This window comes from Thermoleptolyngbya sp. C42_A2020_037 (assembly GCF_015272455.1).
Lineage (GTDB): Bacteria > Cyanobacteriota > Cyanobacteriia > Elainellales > Elainellaceae > Thermoleptolyngbya.
The window spans coordinates 19,248-34,895 of record NZ_JACYLP010000042.1 but is presented as its reverse complement, the minus strand read 5'-3'; the positions used below and the strand labels follow the sequence as shown (position 1 = coordinate 34,895).

The 15,648-nt window shown below is 50.0% G+C and carries 10 protein-coding genes; 1 reads left to right on the top strand and 9 read right to left on the bottom strand.

What is annotated here, in order from left to right; genetic code table 11:
• Positions 1-11 precede the first annotated feature (11 nt).
• Positions 12-2,120 (bottom strand): FAD-dependent oxidoreductase, encoded by a 2,109-nt coding sequence (locus IGS16_RS13705; protein ID WP_297086300.1) that lies wholly within the window; start codon positions 2,118-2,120, stop codon positions 12-14.
• Between the two features lie 138 nt (positions 2,121-2,258).
• Here IGS16_RS13705 and IGS16_RS13700 point away from each other — a divergent pair, with 138 nt between their 5' ends.
• Positions 2,259-4,067, top strand: coding sequence for a tetratricopeptide repeat protein (locus IGS16_RS13700; RefSeq protein ID WP_297086287.1), 1,809 nt, complete (start codon positions 2,259-2,261; stop codon positions 4,065-4,067).
• Positions 4,068-4,171: 104 nt separating this feature from the next.
• On the opposite strand, the gene IGS16_RS13695 is transcribed toward IGS16_RS13700, so the two are convergent.
• From IGS16_RS13695 to IGS16_RS13660, 8 genes are all read right to left on the bottom strand, one after another.
• Positions 4,172-5,035: an FkbM family methyltransferase gene (locus IGS16_RS13695; RefSeq protein ID WP_297086285.1), complete on the bottom strand. Its 864-nt coding sequence runs from the start codon at positions 5,033-5,035 to the stop codon at positions 4,172-4,174.
• A gap of 16 nt (positions 5,036-5,051) precedes the next feature.
• Positions 5,052-5,411, bottom strand: coding sequence for a hypothetical protein (locus IGS16_RS13690; RefSeq protein WP_297086283.1), 360 nt, complete (start codon positions 5,409-5,411; stop codon positions 5,052-5,054).
• Between the two features lie 49 nt (positions 5,412-5,460).
• Entirely contained in the window at positions 5,461-6,339 is an 879-nt protein-coding gene (locus IGS16_RS13685; RefSeq protein WP_297086280.1) for a glycosyltransferase family 2 protein, read from the bottom strand.
• A 72-nt stretch (positions 6,340-6,411) separates the two neighbouring features.
• Positions 6,412-8,631 carry an FkbM family methyltransferase gene (locus IGS16_RS13680; RefSeq protein WP_297086278.1) on the bottom strand — a complete coding sequence of 740 codons (2,220 nt, stop codon included), beginning with the start codon at positions 8,629-8,631 and terminating at the stop codon, positions 6,412-6,414.
• A gap of 72 nt (positions 8,632-8,703) precedes the next feature.
• Positions 8,704-9,675: a GDP-mannose 4,6-dehydratase gene (locus IGS16_RS13675; RefSeq protein ID WP_297086276.1), complete on the bottom strand. Its 972-nt coding sequence runs from the start codon at positions 9,673-9,675 to the stop codon at positions 8,704-8,706.
• Between the two features lie 5 nt (positions 9,676-9,680).
• Positions 9,681-11,492 carry a glycosyltransferase family 4 protein gene (locus tag IGS16_RS13670; RefSeq protein ID WP_297086275.1) on the bottom strand — a complete coding sequence of 604 codons (1,812 nt, stop codon included), beginning with the start codon at positions 11,490-11,492 and terminating at the stop codon, positions 9,681-9,683.
• Positions 11,493-11,587: 95 nt separating this feature from the next.
• A complete protein-coding gene (locus IGS16_RS13665) occupies positions 11,588-14,284 on the bottom strand; it encodes a polysaccharide pyruvyl transferase family protein (protein ID WP_297086273.1) in 2,697 nt (898 codons plus the stop codon).
• Positions 14,285-14,387: 103 nt separating this feature from the next.
• On the bottom strand, positions 14,388-15,599 hold the full coding sequence (locus tag IGS16_RS13660; RefSeq protein WP_297086271.1) for a sulfotransferase domain-containing protein: 1,212 nt from the start codon (positions 15,597-15,599) through the stop codon (positions 14,388-14,390).
• Between the last annotated feature and the right edge of the window lie 49 nt (positions 15,600-15,648).

The window sequence follows — 15,648 nt, the reverse complement described above, 5'->3', positions numbered from 1 at the left end:
CTCATGATTTTCTAATTCTTCAACACGACTTTCATCACTTCGTACAGCACCCGCGATAGCTCTCGGCGGCGCAGGGATTGTTTGTCAATGGGCGTGTGGGCAAAGGCCCGGTCATAGGCCTCGGGTGCGGCTTTTTTCACCAAAAAGGACAACTGCTCGCGGGTGATGGGCGACTCTGGCGCAAAGCGGCCGCGGCCGACTCCGGCGATCAGTCCGGCTGCGGCCAGGGCCTCGATATAGGGATGGGCCCAGTGGTTCTTAGGCACGTCGGAAAAGGTGGGCTGGTCGGGCGTGGTGGGCGACAGGTTGAGTAGCTTCACCATTGCGGTAGAAACGACGGCGCGGGTGATGGTGTTTTCGGGGCGGAAGTGCAGGTCGGTGGCGGTTTCGCTGCGGACGATGCCTGCGGTCGCCATCACCTGAATCGGCTCGAAGTCGGGGTCGCTGTGGGATACATCGTCGAACCAGAAGATGGGAATGCCGTTGCGGGTGATCAGCCCTTGCAGCTTGCGGAGGAGGGGTTCTTGCAGGGCGATCGCCCTCGGCTGCACCCCCGCCCACACGGCCAGCGCCGCCAGATAGCCGCTGGCTTCTCCGATCGCCCATTCCACCGGATGCATCCGGTAGGCCGCATTTGTAATATGCGTTGTGCCGATACTTTTGGAGGACAGCACCAGTCCGTCGGTGTCGATGGGTACGAGCGACCCCACGGGCAGGGTGAACGGCAGCGCGATGACCTTGTCTCCCGGCAGGCTGGCGTGGCCCTGGCGGTCGTTGCCGTGCAGGTCGAGGTAGTGATACTGCCCAATGCCCACGCTGTCGGCAAAGCAGCGGGCCCGCGCTTGGTTGGGGAAAAAGGCCTTGGCTACATCTTCGTGAATGATGGGGGTGAGGGCGATGCCTCGCCTCGCCTCGCGGATGTAGGGTTCTAGGGCGATGCCGTCGGCGGTCCAGGTGAGGTCGCCCCGGGGTTTTAGCGGAATGCCGCGCTGCTGCAAATAGTGGACGTAGGCCCGAGCGCGATCGCGCCCTTGCTTTAGATGCAGCTTGCGCTCCTCCCGGCTCACGCCGACCAGTTCCCCCACGCGATAGTCATTGCCGCAGAGCATGGGGCCGCCCTCGCCGTGCTGATGCTGGCCCCAGTTCAGCACCGACACATCCCCCGGCTTGACCAGCTTTTCCTGGGTAGACACGCGAATCAGGCGGCGATAGCGAAAAATGCCAAAGGGATGTAAAAACGGGCGCGGGTGTGGCTCCCATTGGCCGCCGGACTTCGTCCAAAAGTCGCCTTCAAAGTCTTTTGCCAGCAGCCAGGGAGCGACGTTATATCCCGGCGGTGCGCCAATGGGCTTGCCTTTGCCCGGTTCTGCCAGTTCGATGATCGCGCCGTAGGTAAAGGACTGCTGACACTCCGGCAGGGGCCGTTTAGGAAGCGCCTGTTCGCCGGTTTCTTCGCGGGTTTCCTGCCCCACGCGGGAGGGAATGTTGCCGACTTCCAGCAGATCCCCCAGATCGGTTGCCTCAATGGTGATCTGTGCCAAAACCGTGAAGCGATGCCCCTGCTGGAGGTCTTGAAACACGACACCCGTCACCCGCCGCCGCCCATCTGGAGGGGTGGCAAACCGCACCTCGACGGGTTCTGCAAAGGGGATGAAGCGGAGGGTGCCCCGTTCTAGACAGGGGGCGATCGCCTCATTCAGGGCCGTTGCAGCCACCACCGGACTGGTGCAAATTGGGCTGACCCAGCCACCGCCGGGGTTTTGCAAAATTTCGCCCTGCACGGGTTGGAGCTGTCGCTGGCGATCGCGAAACCAGCGCTGCAACGGCGAAATCGCAAATTCTTCGCCCGCTCGATGAAATGCGCTTGCCCGTTCTTTCAGCAAGTCGCCATCGTCCGACGCGGGCAACGCCTGTACGGTGAACTGTCCCCCCAAAATCTGCGTCGGCTGCACTAGGCACACAGACAGATTAGCCCGCGCCGCCACCAGCGCCGCCGTGTAGGCCGCCGTCGATCCCCCCACAACCAGGATGGCGCAGGAGAGTTCGCTGTCTCGCAGGGGACGGGTAAAGGCGCGGTCTTCAAAAATGCCGTTGTGCTGGCGCAGGGGAGGGGTGAGCATGGATGGATGGAAGCAAGGTAATCTAATCATCGCATTCCAACCGTCTAGCCCTTCAACCCGCCAAAACCTCAACCTAAAATAGAGGCATTGCCAAGAAATAGAGGCATTGCCAAGCCGTCCTGCCGTTGAGTATGTTGCATGTACGCTGATTCTGAGTTTGATTCTGAGTTTGATTCAGATTTTTCGGATTTCTCGTTGTTTGGTGATGATTTGGCTCGATTCACTCCGGCAGAATGTGGGCAGCGGCTGAGGAATGCTGAGTTGCCAGAGGCAGAGCGGGCGGGATTGCTGTGTCGGTTGGGCTGGTGGCAGTTGCAAGAAGGGCAGTTTGAAGGGGCGATCGCCCAGTTTGACCAGGCGTTGCTGCTGCGGCCAGACCTGGTAGCGGCCTATCACGGGCGGGGGCGGGCGCTGGATGGGCTGGGGCGGTTTCGGGAGGCACTGGCAAATTTTGACCAAGCGATCAAGCTGGCGGCCAAGCCGAGGGCAAGGCTGTGGCGCGATCGCGGCTGTACGCTCCGCAGTCTGGGGCGCTATGGCGAGGCGCTGACCAGCTTTGGCAACACATTGGAACAACAGCCCCAGGATGCCCTATCGATGAGCGCGAAGGGGTCTTTGCTGGCGGTGCTGCGGCGACAAAAGCAGGCGGCGATGCGGCTTTGCGATCGCGCCTTGCAGCTTGACCCAAACCTGCCAGAAGCGTGGAATAGCAAGGGCGTGGTGCATTCGGTGGCGGGGCAATATGCCGAGGCGCAGCGGTGCTATGAGCGGGCGATCGCCCTCGACAGCAGGCTAGACCGGGCCTGGAGCAACCGGGGGATTGCGATGCTGCGGCAGGATCGGGTGCTGGAGGCGATCGCCAATTTTGAGCAGGCCCTGGCGCTGGCTCCGCATCGGCAGGAGGCGTGGAAAGCGGCTGCCTGGGCGCATCACGGGCGGGCGCTGATGCGGCTGGGGCGCTATGAGCGGGCGATCGCCAGTTGCGATGAGGCGCTGCGGCTGCAACCCGGTTACGCTCCGGCGGCGCTGAACCGGCTGCTGAGCCTGGGCATGGCGGGGCAGGGGTGGAGGCACTTGCGGGGGGGGGAAACGCGCTGGGAACTGCTGCGAAATGTGGGCGCAGTGCTGAATGCGGCTAAGCTGCGGCTGCTGATTGTGACGGCGGCGGTGCTGCTGCTGGCGCTGGGGCAGGGGCCGGCGGCAGAATTGCTGCGGCAGGGGGTGTCGGTGCTGCTGTCGCTGGGCGTGCTGGGGCTGATTGTGGCCGATCTGTGGCGGCATCGGTCGCGGCTGGGCTTCGTCTGGCAGACCTACTTTGGCACCCACTGGCTGACCTACGGACGGGCGCTGGGCATTGTCGTGGCGACGCTAGCGACCTATTCGATTGCCGATGCGATCGCCCCGCCGATTTTGCGTCTGGGCTGGTCGGATCTGGTGTTTGGGCGACCGGGCAACGTTATGTTTCAGCCGTTCAACCTGATCAAAGATGCCGCCCCTGCCCCGTCGCCTGTGCCAGACCTCCCCGCCCCGCCAGTGCCAGGATTGGAGCCGCCGCCCGTGCCAGAAGCGGTGTCCCATTTCAACTGGGCAACGCTGCTGATTCTGCTGTTTTGGCTGGCGCTGCTGCTGGGCATTCCCTTTTGGGCGCGGCTCGAGGAACGCCTGTTTCGGCGTGGGGCCAATACTTGGCGGCAAATCGGCATCCGCTCTACCTGGTTTGGGCTGGCGCACCTGCTGGCGGGGATTCCCCTAATCGGCGGGCTGGTGCTGATCTTGCCGGGGTTCCTGTTTGCCTGCCGCTATAAATATGTGCGCGATCGCCATTTGCGGCAAACCGGCAACGCCTTCCAGTCGGAAGAGGCAGGCGTGCAAGCCAGCACCGCCGACCACGCCGCCTACAACGCCATTCTGATCACGCTAGCCGCCGCCGTGATGATTTTTCTTTAGCAATAAAGCTTTTCGATTTTTCAGGCCTTGATTGATGCGGTCAGGTTTGCCTAATCTGTTGAATCGGGCACCACTTTCCAAATCTAAGATAATCTATGCCTCTGCTATGGAAGAGGATGCCAGTGGGCGGGATCAAACATGGGAGGACGTAGTTTCTCATTCATCAGATCATTCCTTAGATAAACCAAGTCACACTGCCACAAAACTTGTCCATACATGACCCGATCCACAATATCAATCAGCTCAAACCCGTATTCCTCAAGAATCTTTCCTCTAGCCGTCAATGCAGCCCAATGTGCCTCCACAATCACAACGGAAGCATTGCTGATGCAGCCAGAGGCTCCTTTAAGAACTTCCAAATCTTTTCCGTCAACATCAACCTTGAGCAAGTAATCCTTTTCAAGTAAATCAGAATATGAGTCAAGTCTGTCTACCTTGATCTCCTCACAGGAAACAATCTCTTGCCCATCCGGTATTACTGGTACTTCGCTGATTCTTGCGTGAGTGGCAACTCCATCCTTCAAAAGCGCCGTCTGAATAAGCCACGCAGATCCTATTTCATCTGACAATGCAACAGGGTAAAGCGTATTTCTGATGGCGGAATAGTTCTTCTCTATATCTCCATACCACAAGGAAACAGGCTCAAACAGATGGTGATGTCTTTCCCGAAGTGGCTCCATCAATTCTGGAGTACCTCTTTGAACACCCACATCAACCACTGCATTGATAGGAACGCCTAATGCAAGTAGCGAAATCACCCTATCTTTCTTGTTAGCAACTAGCTGCTGAACAGGAAGCGTTTGATCTGGGGTTACTTGAGACACTGTAGATCCTTGAGCAGAAGCTCCTTGAGCAGAATCAACGTCAGCAAGCACTTCTTGAACAGACTCAGTTCGACGGAGCATCGATCTTAAGCTTCTGAGCATATTTTCTGAACCTACAGACTCAAGTTCATCAAGTTTGGTCACAAAATTGATTTAAACCCTACCCATGTACATGACTTTTTTCCGAACTCTTCTCAAGCCGATCGATCCTATCTTGGAGGGCGCTAACTTGCTCTCTTATATCACGGATTTGAGATATAGCCTCGCTCAGCAACTCATGCTGAGCCATCCCTTGGCGGTGAATTGTATTGATCTGATGTAAAAGCGTTGTTTGAAAATCTTGATTCAGCTTTTCCTGGCGCTGCATCGCGTCTACTAAAAACACTGAAGAGCTTAATAGGGCAGTCTCATTTTCAGAGGTGGCAGAAGAAACCTGCTCAAACTGCTCAACCTTCGATTGAATCAGATCTAATTTGTTTAGAATTAGGTCTTTAATCGTTTTTAGTCTACCAACTACCATTGCTTCCTCCGTACCTCTAAGAACCCGTCAATTGAATCTGAACCTTGTACTAAAACTGCTTTCTAAGCCGTCTTGGATTGATTTGGCAATAGTAAACCCAATTGTCTATTGGCAGGCATTCAAAGATTCTCGATTCAAACTCAGCATAGTTTCTCCAAGACTCATACAATCTAGAAATGAGTGCCTGATTGCTAGAACCAAAGGTGTACTCTGCAAAATAAGCGTACATTTTATCTTGGGGAATTGTGGAACCGTTATAACGCTGATGCAGTTTGGCAATCTCAGGAAGTCCTACAGTTTCCCAGCGGGACTTTGTTTTTTGATCAGGATAGTATCGAAAGAAGCCAAAGGTCTCAGGTGCGGCGTAAAATCGAGCATCATGTTCCAGAAACCTAAACCAAAGCTCATAATCCATCGCGAAATCGAACTCTTCGTTTATCCACTCGCCTGCTTTCCTAAAGATATCTCTTCCCCAAAAAACACACTCTTGAGGGATATAGTCTGTCCAAACTAGATACTCTTTTGAATACTCTCTGTAAGGATGAAAATTTGTTTGATAGCCATCTTCTGAAATGAACTTCCGACAACCATAAACAACATCTGCTTTGGTTTCCTGAAAGTATTTGATGACCGTAGAAACAACATTTTGATCTGCGTATACATCATCAGAATTCAGATAGGCTAGGATATCCCCTGTAGCCAATCTAAATCCCTTGTTTAAAGCATCGGACTGACCCCGATCTGGCTCAATGATTAGGTGATCAATAAAATCCCTGTAGTATTCCAGAATTTCAATGGTTCCATCGCTTGAGTTTCCATCAACCACGATGTACTCTATGTTGGGATAATTTTGGCATAGGACACTAAGCAGAGTCTTCTCAATAAATTTCCCTTGATTATACGAAGGGGTGATAATGCTAACCTTCATGTTAAGTCTTGACTCTGTAGGTTTCTGTAATCCTATTGCCGCCCCAACTAAGTACACCTCAAGCAAGAGGAATCAATACATAAAACGCTTCTTTAGGTCATCTAAATCTTGCTTCATCGCAAGCAACTCATCGTGGACAGTCAGTGTATATTTTGCTTGATAATCAACGTAATATCGATGTAGACGCTGGACTTCGTTGATGAGTTCGCCAAACATCTTGCTATAGATCATCTCGCCTTCGTAGTAAGAAGGTAAAGCAGGAGATGATTCGCCCAGGCGAAAGCCTTCATCCTCAGAGCGGACTGAGGGTTTTATGAAGGATTTCTCGTCTAGAAGAATGTCGCTGGTTTCTGAAGGGATCAGCCCTTCGCGAACGAAGACAATGTCTTTTTGGAGTAAGGCTCCATCAACGGGCGATCGCCATTCTCCAGCATCATCGTAGTAGCGAAATCCTAAATCCGAGATGATGCCTACCATTTCGGTAAGTGTTTTAGCATCTGAATCATACTGAACGAGGGATAACTCTACAACCAGAATATCGACTTTGGACAAAAACTGGGTTGCTCCTTCTAGAACCAAATGCTCAGCGCATTGGACATCAATCTTTAGAACACCCCGTCCTTCAATCGACAGTTCCTCAGAGACTTGATCGAGAGTTTTGACTTCGACTTCAACAGACTCGTAAGAGCGAAAGTCAGCAGGCTTTAGTAAAGAACTGCCGTAGAGATCTTGAGATACTTGCAAGTGTGTTTTCCCAGACTGATTGGAAATTGCTGCTTCTACTAAATCATGATGTCTTAATGATCCAGCGAACTGACGCAATAAGTTAGCATCATGTTTTGCCAACAGTGGATCAATGAGGATGTAGCGAACGCTGGGATATAGCTTACTGATGGTAAATGACCAAACACCAACAGAACAGCCTACGTCAATGACAAAATTAGGTTCATACCCTCGCCGCTTTAGCCGACGAAATGAATTGAATGACGGAACAAACTCCGGAAACAAATCTCGTGGGGTGGGTGGTTCAATGAAATAAAGCAGGTCGCTAGGGCGATGCGGGCAGAGTTCCTCAAATCTAAAGTCGATTGGCTGTCCTGCTTCTAGAGATTTCCACAACCAGGTGTCAAATTTCTTATCTGAAAATGCGTCAGCTAACATAGCGGCCCGCTGCCGCATTTCACGCTGATTGTCGGGAGCAGTAACGTACTCCACAGCTTGATTGAAGCTGGCAGGATCATAATCTGAAACTACTCCTACACCAAAGCGCTCAATGAACTTGGCGGCTGCGGTTTTTGGGCTGCCTACCACAATCATTGGGATATTTGTGGTGGCCAGCAGGTAAGGAATGCGACTGGGCAAGCTAAGATAACCAACCGGAAGATGTTCATCTTCCTGATCGAGCGTGCTGGAGGGTATGACGGCATAGGGGTATTGCCGCAGCTTTTGCACGAATTCAAACTCATCTTCAATGAAGTTTTGCTCACGAAGAATGCCCTGTTGCAGAAAAGCTTGTTTATCAGCAAGCCATTCAAAATCTTGAACCTGTCCGCTGCGGAACCAATCAATGTGATGCGGGAAACCAGTCAGAAGCTTTTGCAGATTGTTGAACCATCGCTCATTCCAGACGTTCCCAATTAGTACGCCCGTCTTGTCATTGCTTTTGTCATCGGCGGCGGGTTTGAAGTAGTTCTGAATTAGATCACTAGGTACAACGGGTGGAACGAACCAAAACTTTAGGCGATAGCGCTGTTCGTAAGCATCTCTCATTTCAGGAGAAACGGCTAAACGAAGTGAGGACTTTTCTAATAACTCGCGCATCAAGCCATCTGGAATATTCTTAACGTATATGTTCTGATCGTCCAGAATGTAAGTGCAAAGTTGGACGTTGAATATTTCCTTAAGGGCGATCGCCGTAATTAGGTCATCCTTGAAGAAGGGGATGCAAAGAATTCGACGAATGGTTACGTCCTCTAGTTGCTTCAGTAGCTTCTTAAAAGACTCTGGTCGAGAACAGCCTCGATGAGAAATTGACAAGCTGAGATCCCCAAACTGATGATCGCCAGCGTAGGTATCCGCAGAGCGAATTGAGATTGTATTCGCCCCTGTGCCAAAGATTCGTTTTACGAGAAGGCCTGTGCCGTGTCGAGTATTGATCTCGTTTGGTGTGATAACAACATCCGCTTTTGTCAGCGTTTTGCCCTTAGGAAATGCAGAGTAACCAGTTAGTAAAGTCTCTAAGCGTCGGCGAAGTTTAGCCTGTTTTGCTGGAAAATTAACCTTCTTCTGCATCTCAAACTGCCGCCTTACGGAATCCTAAATCTGCGATCGCCCAAGATTTGCTTTGATTCGCTCCGTCCTAGCTTACGCATCTGGACTAGTATCGCACAGAATGGCATCAACCATTCCCCGCGCCACGTCTTTCATCTTTTTCTGGGCCCGCCAGCCTAGCTTCTCATGCGCTTTTTGGGGGCTGCCTCGGTTGACGGCAATTTCAGACGGTCGAAACAGGGACTTGTCTACCTCAACATAGGCTGTCCAATCTAACCCCACATAGGAAAAAACTTCGGTCACGAAATTTTCCAGGCAATGGGTTTCGCCTGTGGCAATCACATAGTCTTCGGGCTGTGGAGCCTGCAACATGAGATACATGGCTTCGACATACTCTGCTGCCCATCCCCAGTCCCGCCGAATTGAGATATCGCCCAGGTACAGTCGCTCTGCGCGACCTTTTGAGATTTCGATCGCAGTGGTCACTACCTTTTGAGTGACGAAGCGTCTGGGACGGAGCGGAGATTCGTGGTTGAACAAAATGCCAGAGCAAGCAAAGAGGTTGTAGGCTTCCCGATAGTTGGCAACCTGCCAGTGGGCAGCGGCCTTGGCAATGGCGTAGGGACTGCGTGGAGAAAAGGCAGTGGTTTCATCGGCTGTGCGATCGCCCGTGTTGCCAAAGCATTCACTAGAGCCAGCGTTGTAGAACTTGATGGGCGCATTGACAAAGCGAATCGCCTCTAGCAGATTGAGCGTGCCCAGCGTGATGCTTTCCATCGTTTCTACGGGCTGCTCAAACGACAGCCCAACCGAGGTCTGCCCAGCCAGGTTATAGATTTCGTCGGGTTTGACCCGATGAATCACTTGCAGGACGCTGCGGAAGTCATTAAGCGCCATTGAATGCAGCACCAGGCGATCGCGGATGCCCAACCGATCCAAGTTTTTAAACGACGAAACCTGGGCATCGCGGGAGGTTCCATGAACCTCATAACCCTTTTCGAGCAAAAACCTCGCCAGGTATGCTCCGTCTTGCCCCGAAATGCCGCAAATCAGCGCCGTTTTCATATCCGCTATGAATTCAAACGCAATCGGTTTTTCAAAGAAACCCATGCTGTGCGGAGCTTCCAAAACTTGCTGCTTTGCATAGCTTCGACCTGTTGCTGCAAGTTGCTGATCTTGAGCTTCGCTTTTTGTAGGCGATCGCCCAATTTCTTCTTGTCTGCCCTCAGTTGGTCGATCCGCGATTGTCGTTCGGATAGTTGTGATTGCAGTTGTTCCGATTGCGATCGCAGTTGAAGCGTTTGCACCTCTAGAGTCTTGGCATAAGACTGAATTTGATTCAGATACAGTTGTGTTTCGTAAAGTTTTTCCTGCTGTTGCTGAAGCTCTTGCTGGAAATGGGCCTGCTGCTGTTGAATTTGGGCTTGCTGCTGTTGAATTTGGGTGTTGGCAGCCATTAACTCAGCAGTTGTTTGTTGTAACTGAGTTTCTAAAATAGGCCGGGCGATCGCATCCAGCACAGGCCGACTGTGGAAACCCAAACTAGTCTCAGCAGAGGCAAAGGCAAGGTCGGCCGCTGAGAGAAGATCTGGGGCAGAGGGTTGTTGAAACTCATGACCTAGCAAGTCTTGATACAGCGCCAGATAGCGAGTTGCTTGCACCAATAATGAAAACTGGTCTTCCATCAAATGGCGACAGTCAGCCCCCATCGATCGGGCCGTTTCTGGATGCAGCGCAATTTGCAACAGCGCTTCTGCAAGCTGGTCGATATCCTTTTCTGGCACTAGCCATCCCGTTTTTCCCGGAACCACGACATCTGGAATACCGCCTACATTAAACGCCAACACAGGAGTTCCACAACTCATCGCCTCCAGCATGGTATTGGGTAAATTGTCTTCTAGCGAGGGTAAGACAAACACATCCGCTGCCGCATAAAGCACGCGCAGCATATCATCTGAAGCGACTTTGCCATAGGCCTGTACTGGAATGGGCAAAGACTCGAGCGACGAATCGGGATCACCAAAACAAAGCAGTTGCAAACGCTGGTTTTCTGCTAAATCGCGGAACTCAGGATTCGCCAAACACTGCTGGGTTGCCTTGAGGAGATGTGCAAAGCCTTTGCGATGTTCCTCAGTTGTAAACGCGCCAAATAGCAGCGTTACCGTCTCAGGAGCGATATCTAGCTTCTGCTTGGCGATCGCCTTTTCTACCGGAAAGAACACATCTGTTTCCAAGGAGTTCGGAATCACCTCAATTCTCAAATCACGGAACAGGCGACTTCTTCGCGCACAATCTGCCAGCCACCGGCTTGGGGTCACAATCGTTAAATTCGCCTCAGCAAAAAACTCAAGCTTGTCCTGCAACGCCGCCGTGGCCAACCCGTATAGATCGGGAACCAACTGGGGACAGTTGCCGCAATCCGTCTCATAGTTCGAGCATCCCGCCGAATAGTGACAACCGCCCGAAAAGGCCCACATATCGTGTAGAGTCCAGACCACTGGCTTGCCCAGGTCGAACAGCTTTTTCAGAGTGACAAGAGACTGAAATCGTGCAACCCAGTGCAAGTTAATCACGTCTGCGGATTGAACGATGGGTAAGCCGCTCACATCCCAGCCGGGATAGGGAAACGAAAATAAGGTATTAGAAAGGGGAGTACGCCCTTCGTTGATGCCATACCTTTGAATGAGGTCGCTCGATAAACTGTTGGGTTGATGGTCAATAGGCTCCGCTGCAATTTCTAGAACTGCATCATCCTCCGAACTTTTTGCCAGACAAATCAGCGTGTCTTGGTGTCCCTCCAAAAGCAGTCCCTTGTGCAAGCGATAGGCCGCTCTAGCAGCCCCGCCATCAATATCCCAAGTGTTGAGTTGAACGATATTCATGGCGTGATCTGCACCAAAGGCGGGATAGCAGTGGAATCAAAAGCGTGCAAGCTATTAACGCACAATGCGGCGCACAATGCAAAGGAATCAACTTTCTAAAACTTGTCGAGAATCGCCTGGAAACGGGCTTCCCACGCGCCAGAAGCAATTTCTCGCAAAGAAATCAGTTGATCTAGCTTTGATCGAGTCTTTAGGAAGGCAGCAATCTTTCCTCCAGAGGTGTAATCGATCGCAACATAGGGAATGCCCAGGGTTTCTGCAAACAAGACAGAATGAAACCTCATGCAGAGATTTAGCCTTGAGCGCTGCATAACTTGCAGAATCTCCACTGGAGAGACAGGCATTCGTTCAACGTCAATCGATAACTCAGGCAATAACTCAGGCATAGCCTGATCAGACTCCGGAACCTCACTAGCAATCAATCGGGAAAAGCGTCGATTGAAGCAGCGATCATCCCAACCCACATGGAAAGTGTGCATCGGGAAAAGCCCAATATTGGATATTCCCAAGCGTAATGCAGCAGTCGAGACGAGACGAGCGAGTTGCATTTCAAAAGCGCATTTTGTCGGCTCATAATCTGCCGGATCTACATCAGCCAAATATTCGGGAGTCCACTCCCTTAAGAAACAAGAGATCTGTGGCTGACTAGAAGCTCTATCGTCTTGTCCTGTAAGCCGGGATGACTGATATAGCACATACTCAACAGCCGGGTCAGCGATTTCAACCGCGTCTTTTCTGCCAAACTCTTCGTGGCATCGTTCAACCGAAGGCAAATCTCTTAGAGAAATATGGTCTGAAAGCCTGAAAATTTCGGAAACAACCTGAGTATAGAGCGGAGATTTCAAAGGGCCGATGCCGCAACCTTCTACGCGGGCGATCGCCCGTCGCTTTGCCGCCCTAGAAAACGCATAAAGGATATGGTTCAGTGGCTCAATATCCATCAGCGGGCCACCCCCAACCACAACCTCATCAACTTGATCACAAACGTCTTCAAATTCTTTTGAATAGGTTTCTAAAATCGCAATTTCTCCTAGCTCCATTTCACGAATCGTCCAACGCGAAACGAAGGGATAGAGACTCGCCAGATAAACCCTATTTGGCGGCTGAATCCGATTCCTAAGGCGCTGGATCACAGACCAGAGAATTGCTTTGTCTCCGACCGTCTCGGTTCCATACCAACCCACGATCAGCACTGACTTAGAGGTCAAAGCAGCAATATCCCTAATAGGTTGGACAGCTTTTGAAACCTTTCTAACTGCTTCTAGTAAAGAAGAACACTCATATTTCTTTCGTCTGCGGGTTTCTCGCCGACTCGCAAGGGTTTCGCGGATAGTAATGGGCTGGTGATAGTCGTGAATACAGTTATCGCAATGATTTTTGATAACTTCGACCCGCTTAGCAATATTAGAGAAGTACAGAGAGCTAGCGGGCTGCTCTAGCGCATTTCCTAAAATAGGCGACTTTGGCGAGCAATAGAGCAAGTCACCACGCGCCGTCAGCACTGCTCCCCTTGTTTGATACTGACATCCAATTTGCCGGGGCTTTTGTTCGCCTAGCATCGCCCGAATATTTCGATAGGTCTTCTGAAACATGGGAGTTGTTTCATAATCATGCTCTAGGCGAAAGAAGAATAACGCTAGGTGATATGCGGTTCTATCATCAAAGGCGCGAATAAACTCCGATTGTGGCTCGTTATAAAGACGATCGATAAACTCTGCAATTCTAAATCGACCGTATAAGCCCTGCTCTTTTACATAATCAAGAAATTCATCCACATAGGGAGCATTGGATGAGGTAATAGTGCAGCCGAAGGAAACCGGAATATCAGTCTCTTCCTTAAAAAAATGAATAAGAGACAGAGCGCTTTTGAAGTTATTTTCGCGTCCTCGGACGGCATCATGAACGTCGCCGATGCCGTCTAGCGAAATCATGACATTAAACGGTACACCCTTCGATCTGCAAATTTCTGCCGACTTCAAAACCTGTTGCCTGACAGTTTCTTCAATGATTCCGTTGGTAATAATCCCTGTACCAAGAATCTTGGGTTTCTTATTGCAGATGACTTCAAATAGCTCAGGCAGGTCTTTTCTCAGCGTTGGTTCTCCTCCGCTGACCCCAACGTATTGCAGGTTAGAAAAGAGGTTTTCATTGAGAACTTCTGTTAGTTCGCTTGGACTAAACTCCTTATCTTTTTTGTTCTTCCAAATCAAGCACATCTGACATCTGGAATTGCAGACATCATTCACCATTAGGTTTAGAATCGTTGGCTTTATGGGCAAAAGCTGGCTAAAATACTCTTCTCTAAGTTCTTCCAGAAGCAACTTAGAAGTTCCCCGGTACGCTTTTATCTTAGACTTGAGTCCAGCTTCTTGCTGCTGGAACGAATGAAGCTTTGACTTCAGCAGAAGCTTGGGAAACTTTGTAATGATTGACAATCCCTGACGAGCCTCTATCCACTCAATAGAGCGCAACAGAGATTTCAGATTGGGGTGTTCGGGATAGATGGCTACAGCATTGGGATTGCTAGTGAAAACAATATAAGTTTGATTGGTATAAACAGGCAGCATTCTTTTTGGAATGCTTGATAAAATTCGAGGGCTAATCTGACCCAACTCGCTTTCGCTAAGAATTGCCCATTGAAATTTAATATCCTGACTTTTTCGGCTAGCTGAATAGGTCAGGAGAGTTTTAAGGTGACCTGAGAATTTATCAGACGCAAGAACAGTGTCACTAGGAGAACTATATTGCTTTACGAAGCTCAGCACTTCCAATAAGTCCTGCTTGGAACTCATAGCCAGTTCTCGCTATTGTGGAAATGAACAAGGTGCTGGACCGAGAAGCAAAAACAAGAAAATCTCATAAAATCCCTCACCTAGTAGAAATCTTTACAGAAAGCTAAATGTCTATCAAGCTTTTAAGATGTAGAGTTTTCAACCTCATCCAAAGCTCCTTAAGTTTCCAAAACTTGCTATTCCTCATGTCCTCGATAATATCTCTAGCCCTCTGCAATCTGAGTTCTCTGTCGTCTAACAACTCCCTATGACGTAGGAGTTGCTTCTTCACACTTTGCAGTTTCTTCTGTCTTTGAGATAAAAGCAGTCTCAAAGTTTGCACTTCATTTTTATACTCTTCTAATTGTTGATTAGCTTCGGATAACTGCTGACCAAGCTCAGCACACTCCTGATCACTTCTAAATAGCCTATCTCTGGTATCTCTCAAATCGGCTCTAACACACTCTAACTGGGCTTCGGTACTGGCAAGATCACTCTTGGCTTGTTGCAGATTTTCCAGATTCCGAACTGAGAGATCATAATAGAGAGATACATGCTCCCTCAGAAGTTCATCTTTTGACTTATACCCAAACCGCTGAGGTAAGTCCCCTGCAATCTCCTCAAAGACTTCCAATAGTTCATCGTCAAAAAAGTTGACCCAATCTCCTTCAATACCTTTTCTCAAGTGAGAGTTCTCATCTGCAAAACCACGCTCTCTTCCTGTAAGCCTCTTAAAACTGTAATCTTCCAGAACAGACCTTAAAACTTCCTCGGAAATTTCTATCTCAAAATGCTCAAACAATCTCCTAAAGCTACTTAAGCTAGCTTTTCCCGTCAAGTCCTCATACTTAACTAGAAGGATGTTATTATTTTCGCTTGGTGCATCAGCCCAAGAGCCTAGAGCATTAAAAAAACCAGCTCTGCTGACCCTATGAATGGCTTCCTTCAATCCCTCTTTTTCGGGGATAGAACGAAAGTATTCTCTATCTCTAGCAATGTAGTCAGCAATAACAGCATGAGAATACTTTGTTGAGAAGTACCAAGAGATGACAATATCTCTCGGATCTCTTGTCACAAAAAAAGCCTTATAGCTTGATCCTTTATCAATTTCTTTGAAAGCTGGATAGCTAATGTAGAGCGGAGTGACAAACGTATTATCCTTCAGCGGCTTAGGAAACAGTTTTTTGTTGAGTGCCTGAGGTCCTATTCTGAAAAATGCATCTCTCTCGTAGTCATATACACGCAATTTAGAAAACTCAGTAATCCTTGGATCTGAAAATATTGACTTAACCCATTGGCTAGCAGTTTTGTAAATACAACAATGAAAGATATTCATAACGAACCCTATAACTTCAGACATTCTTGTAATCAGAGGCTCGAAAATC

Excerpts from the sequence above, each read along its gene's own strand:
- IGS16_RS13705 (WP_297086300.1), bottom strand. The coding sequence starts at position 2,120 with ATGCTCACCCCTCCCCTGCGCCAGCACAACGGCATTTTTGAAGACCGC.
- IGS16_RS13700 (WP_297086287.1), top strand. The coding sequence starts at position 2,259 with ATGTACGCTGATTCTGAGTTTGATTCTGAGTTTGATTCAGATTTTTCG.
- IGS16_RS13690 (WP_297086283.1), bottom strand. The coding sequence starts at position 5,411 with ATGGTAGTTGGTAGACTAAAAACGATTAAAGACCTAATTCTAAACAAA.
- IGS16_RS13685 (WP_297086280.1), bottom strand. The coding sequence starts at position 6,339 with ATGAAGGTTAGCATTATCACCCCTTCGTATAATCAAGGGAAATTTATT.
- IGS16_RS13680 (WP_297086278.1), bottom strand. The coding sequence starts at position 8,631 with ATGCAGAAGAAGGTTAATTTTCCAGCAAAACAGGCTAAACTTCGCCGA.
- IGS16_RS13675 (WP_297086276.1), bottom strand. The coding sequence starts at position 9,675 with ATGAAAACGGCGCTGATTTGCGGCATTTCGGGGCAAGACGGAGCATAC.
- IGS16_RS13670 (WP_297086275.1), bottom strand. The coding sequence starts at position 11,492 with ATGAATATCGTTCAACTCAACACTTGGGATATTGATGGCGGGGCTGCT.
- IGS16_RS13665 (WP_297086273.1), bottom strand. The coding sequence starts at position 14,284 with ATGAGTTCCAAGCAGGACTTATTGGAAGTGCTGAGCTTCGTAAAGCAA.
- IGS16_RS13660 (WP_297086271.1), bottom strand. The coding sequence starts at position 15,599 with ATGAATATCTTTCATTGTTGTATTTACAAAACTGCTAGCCAATGGGTT.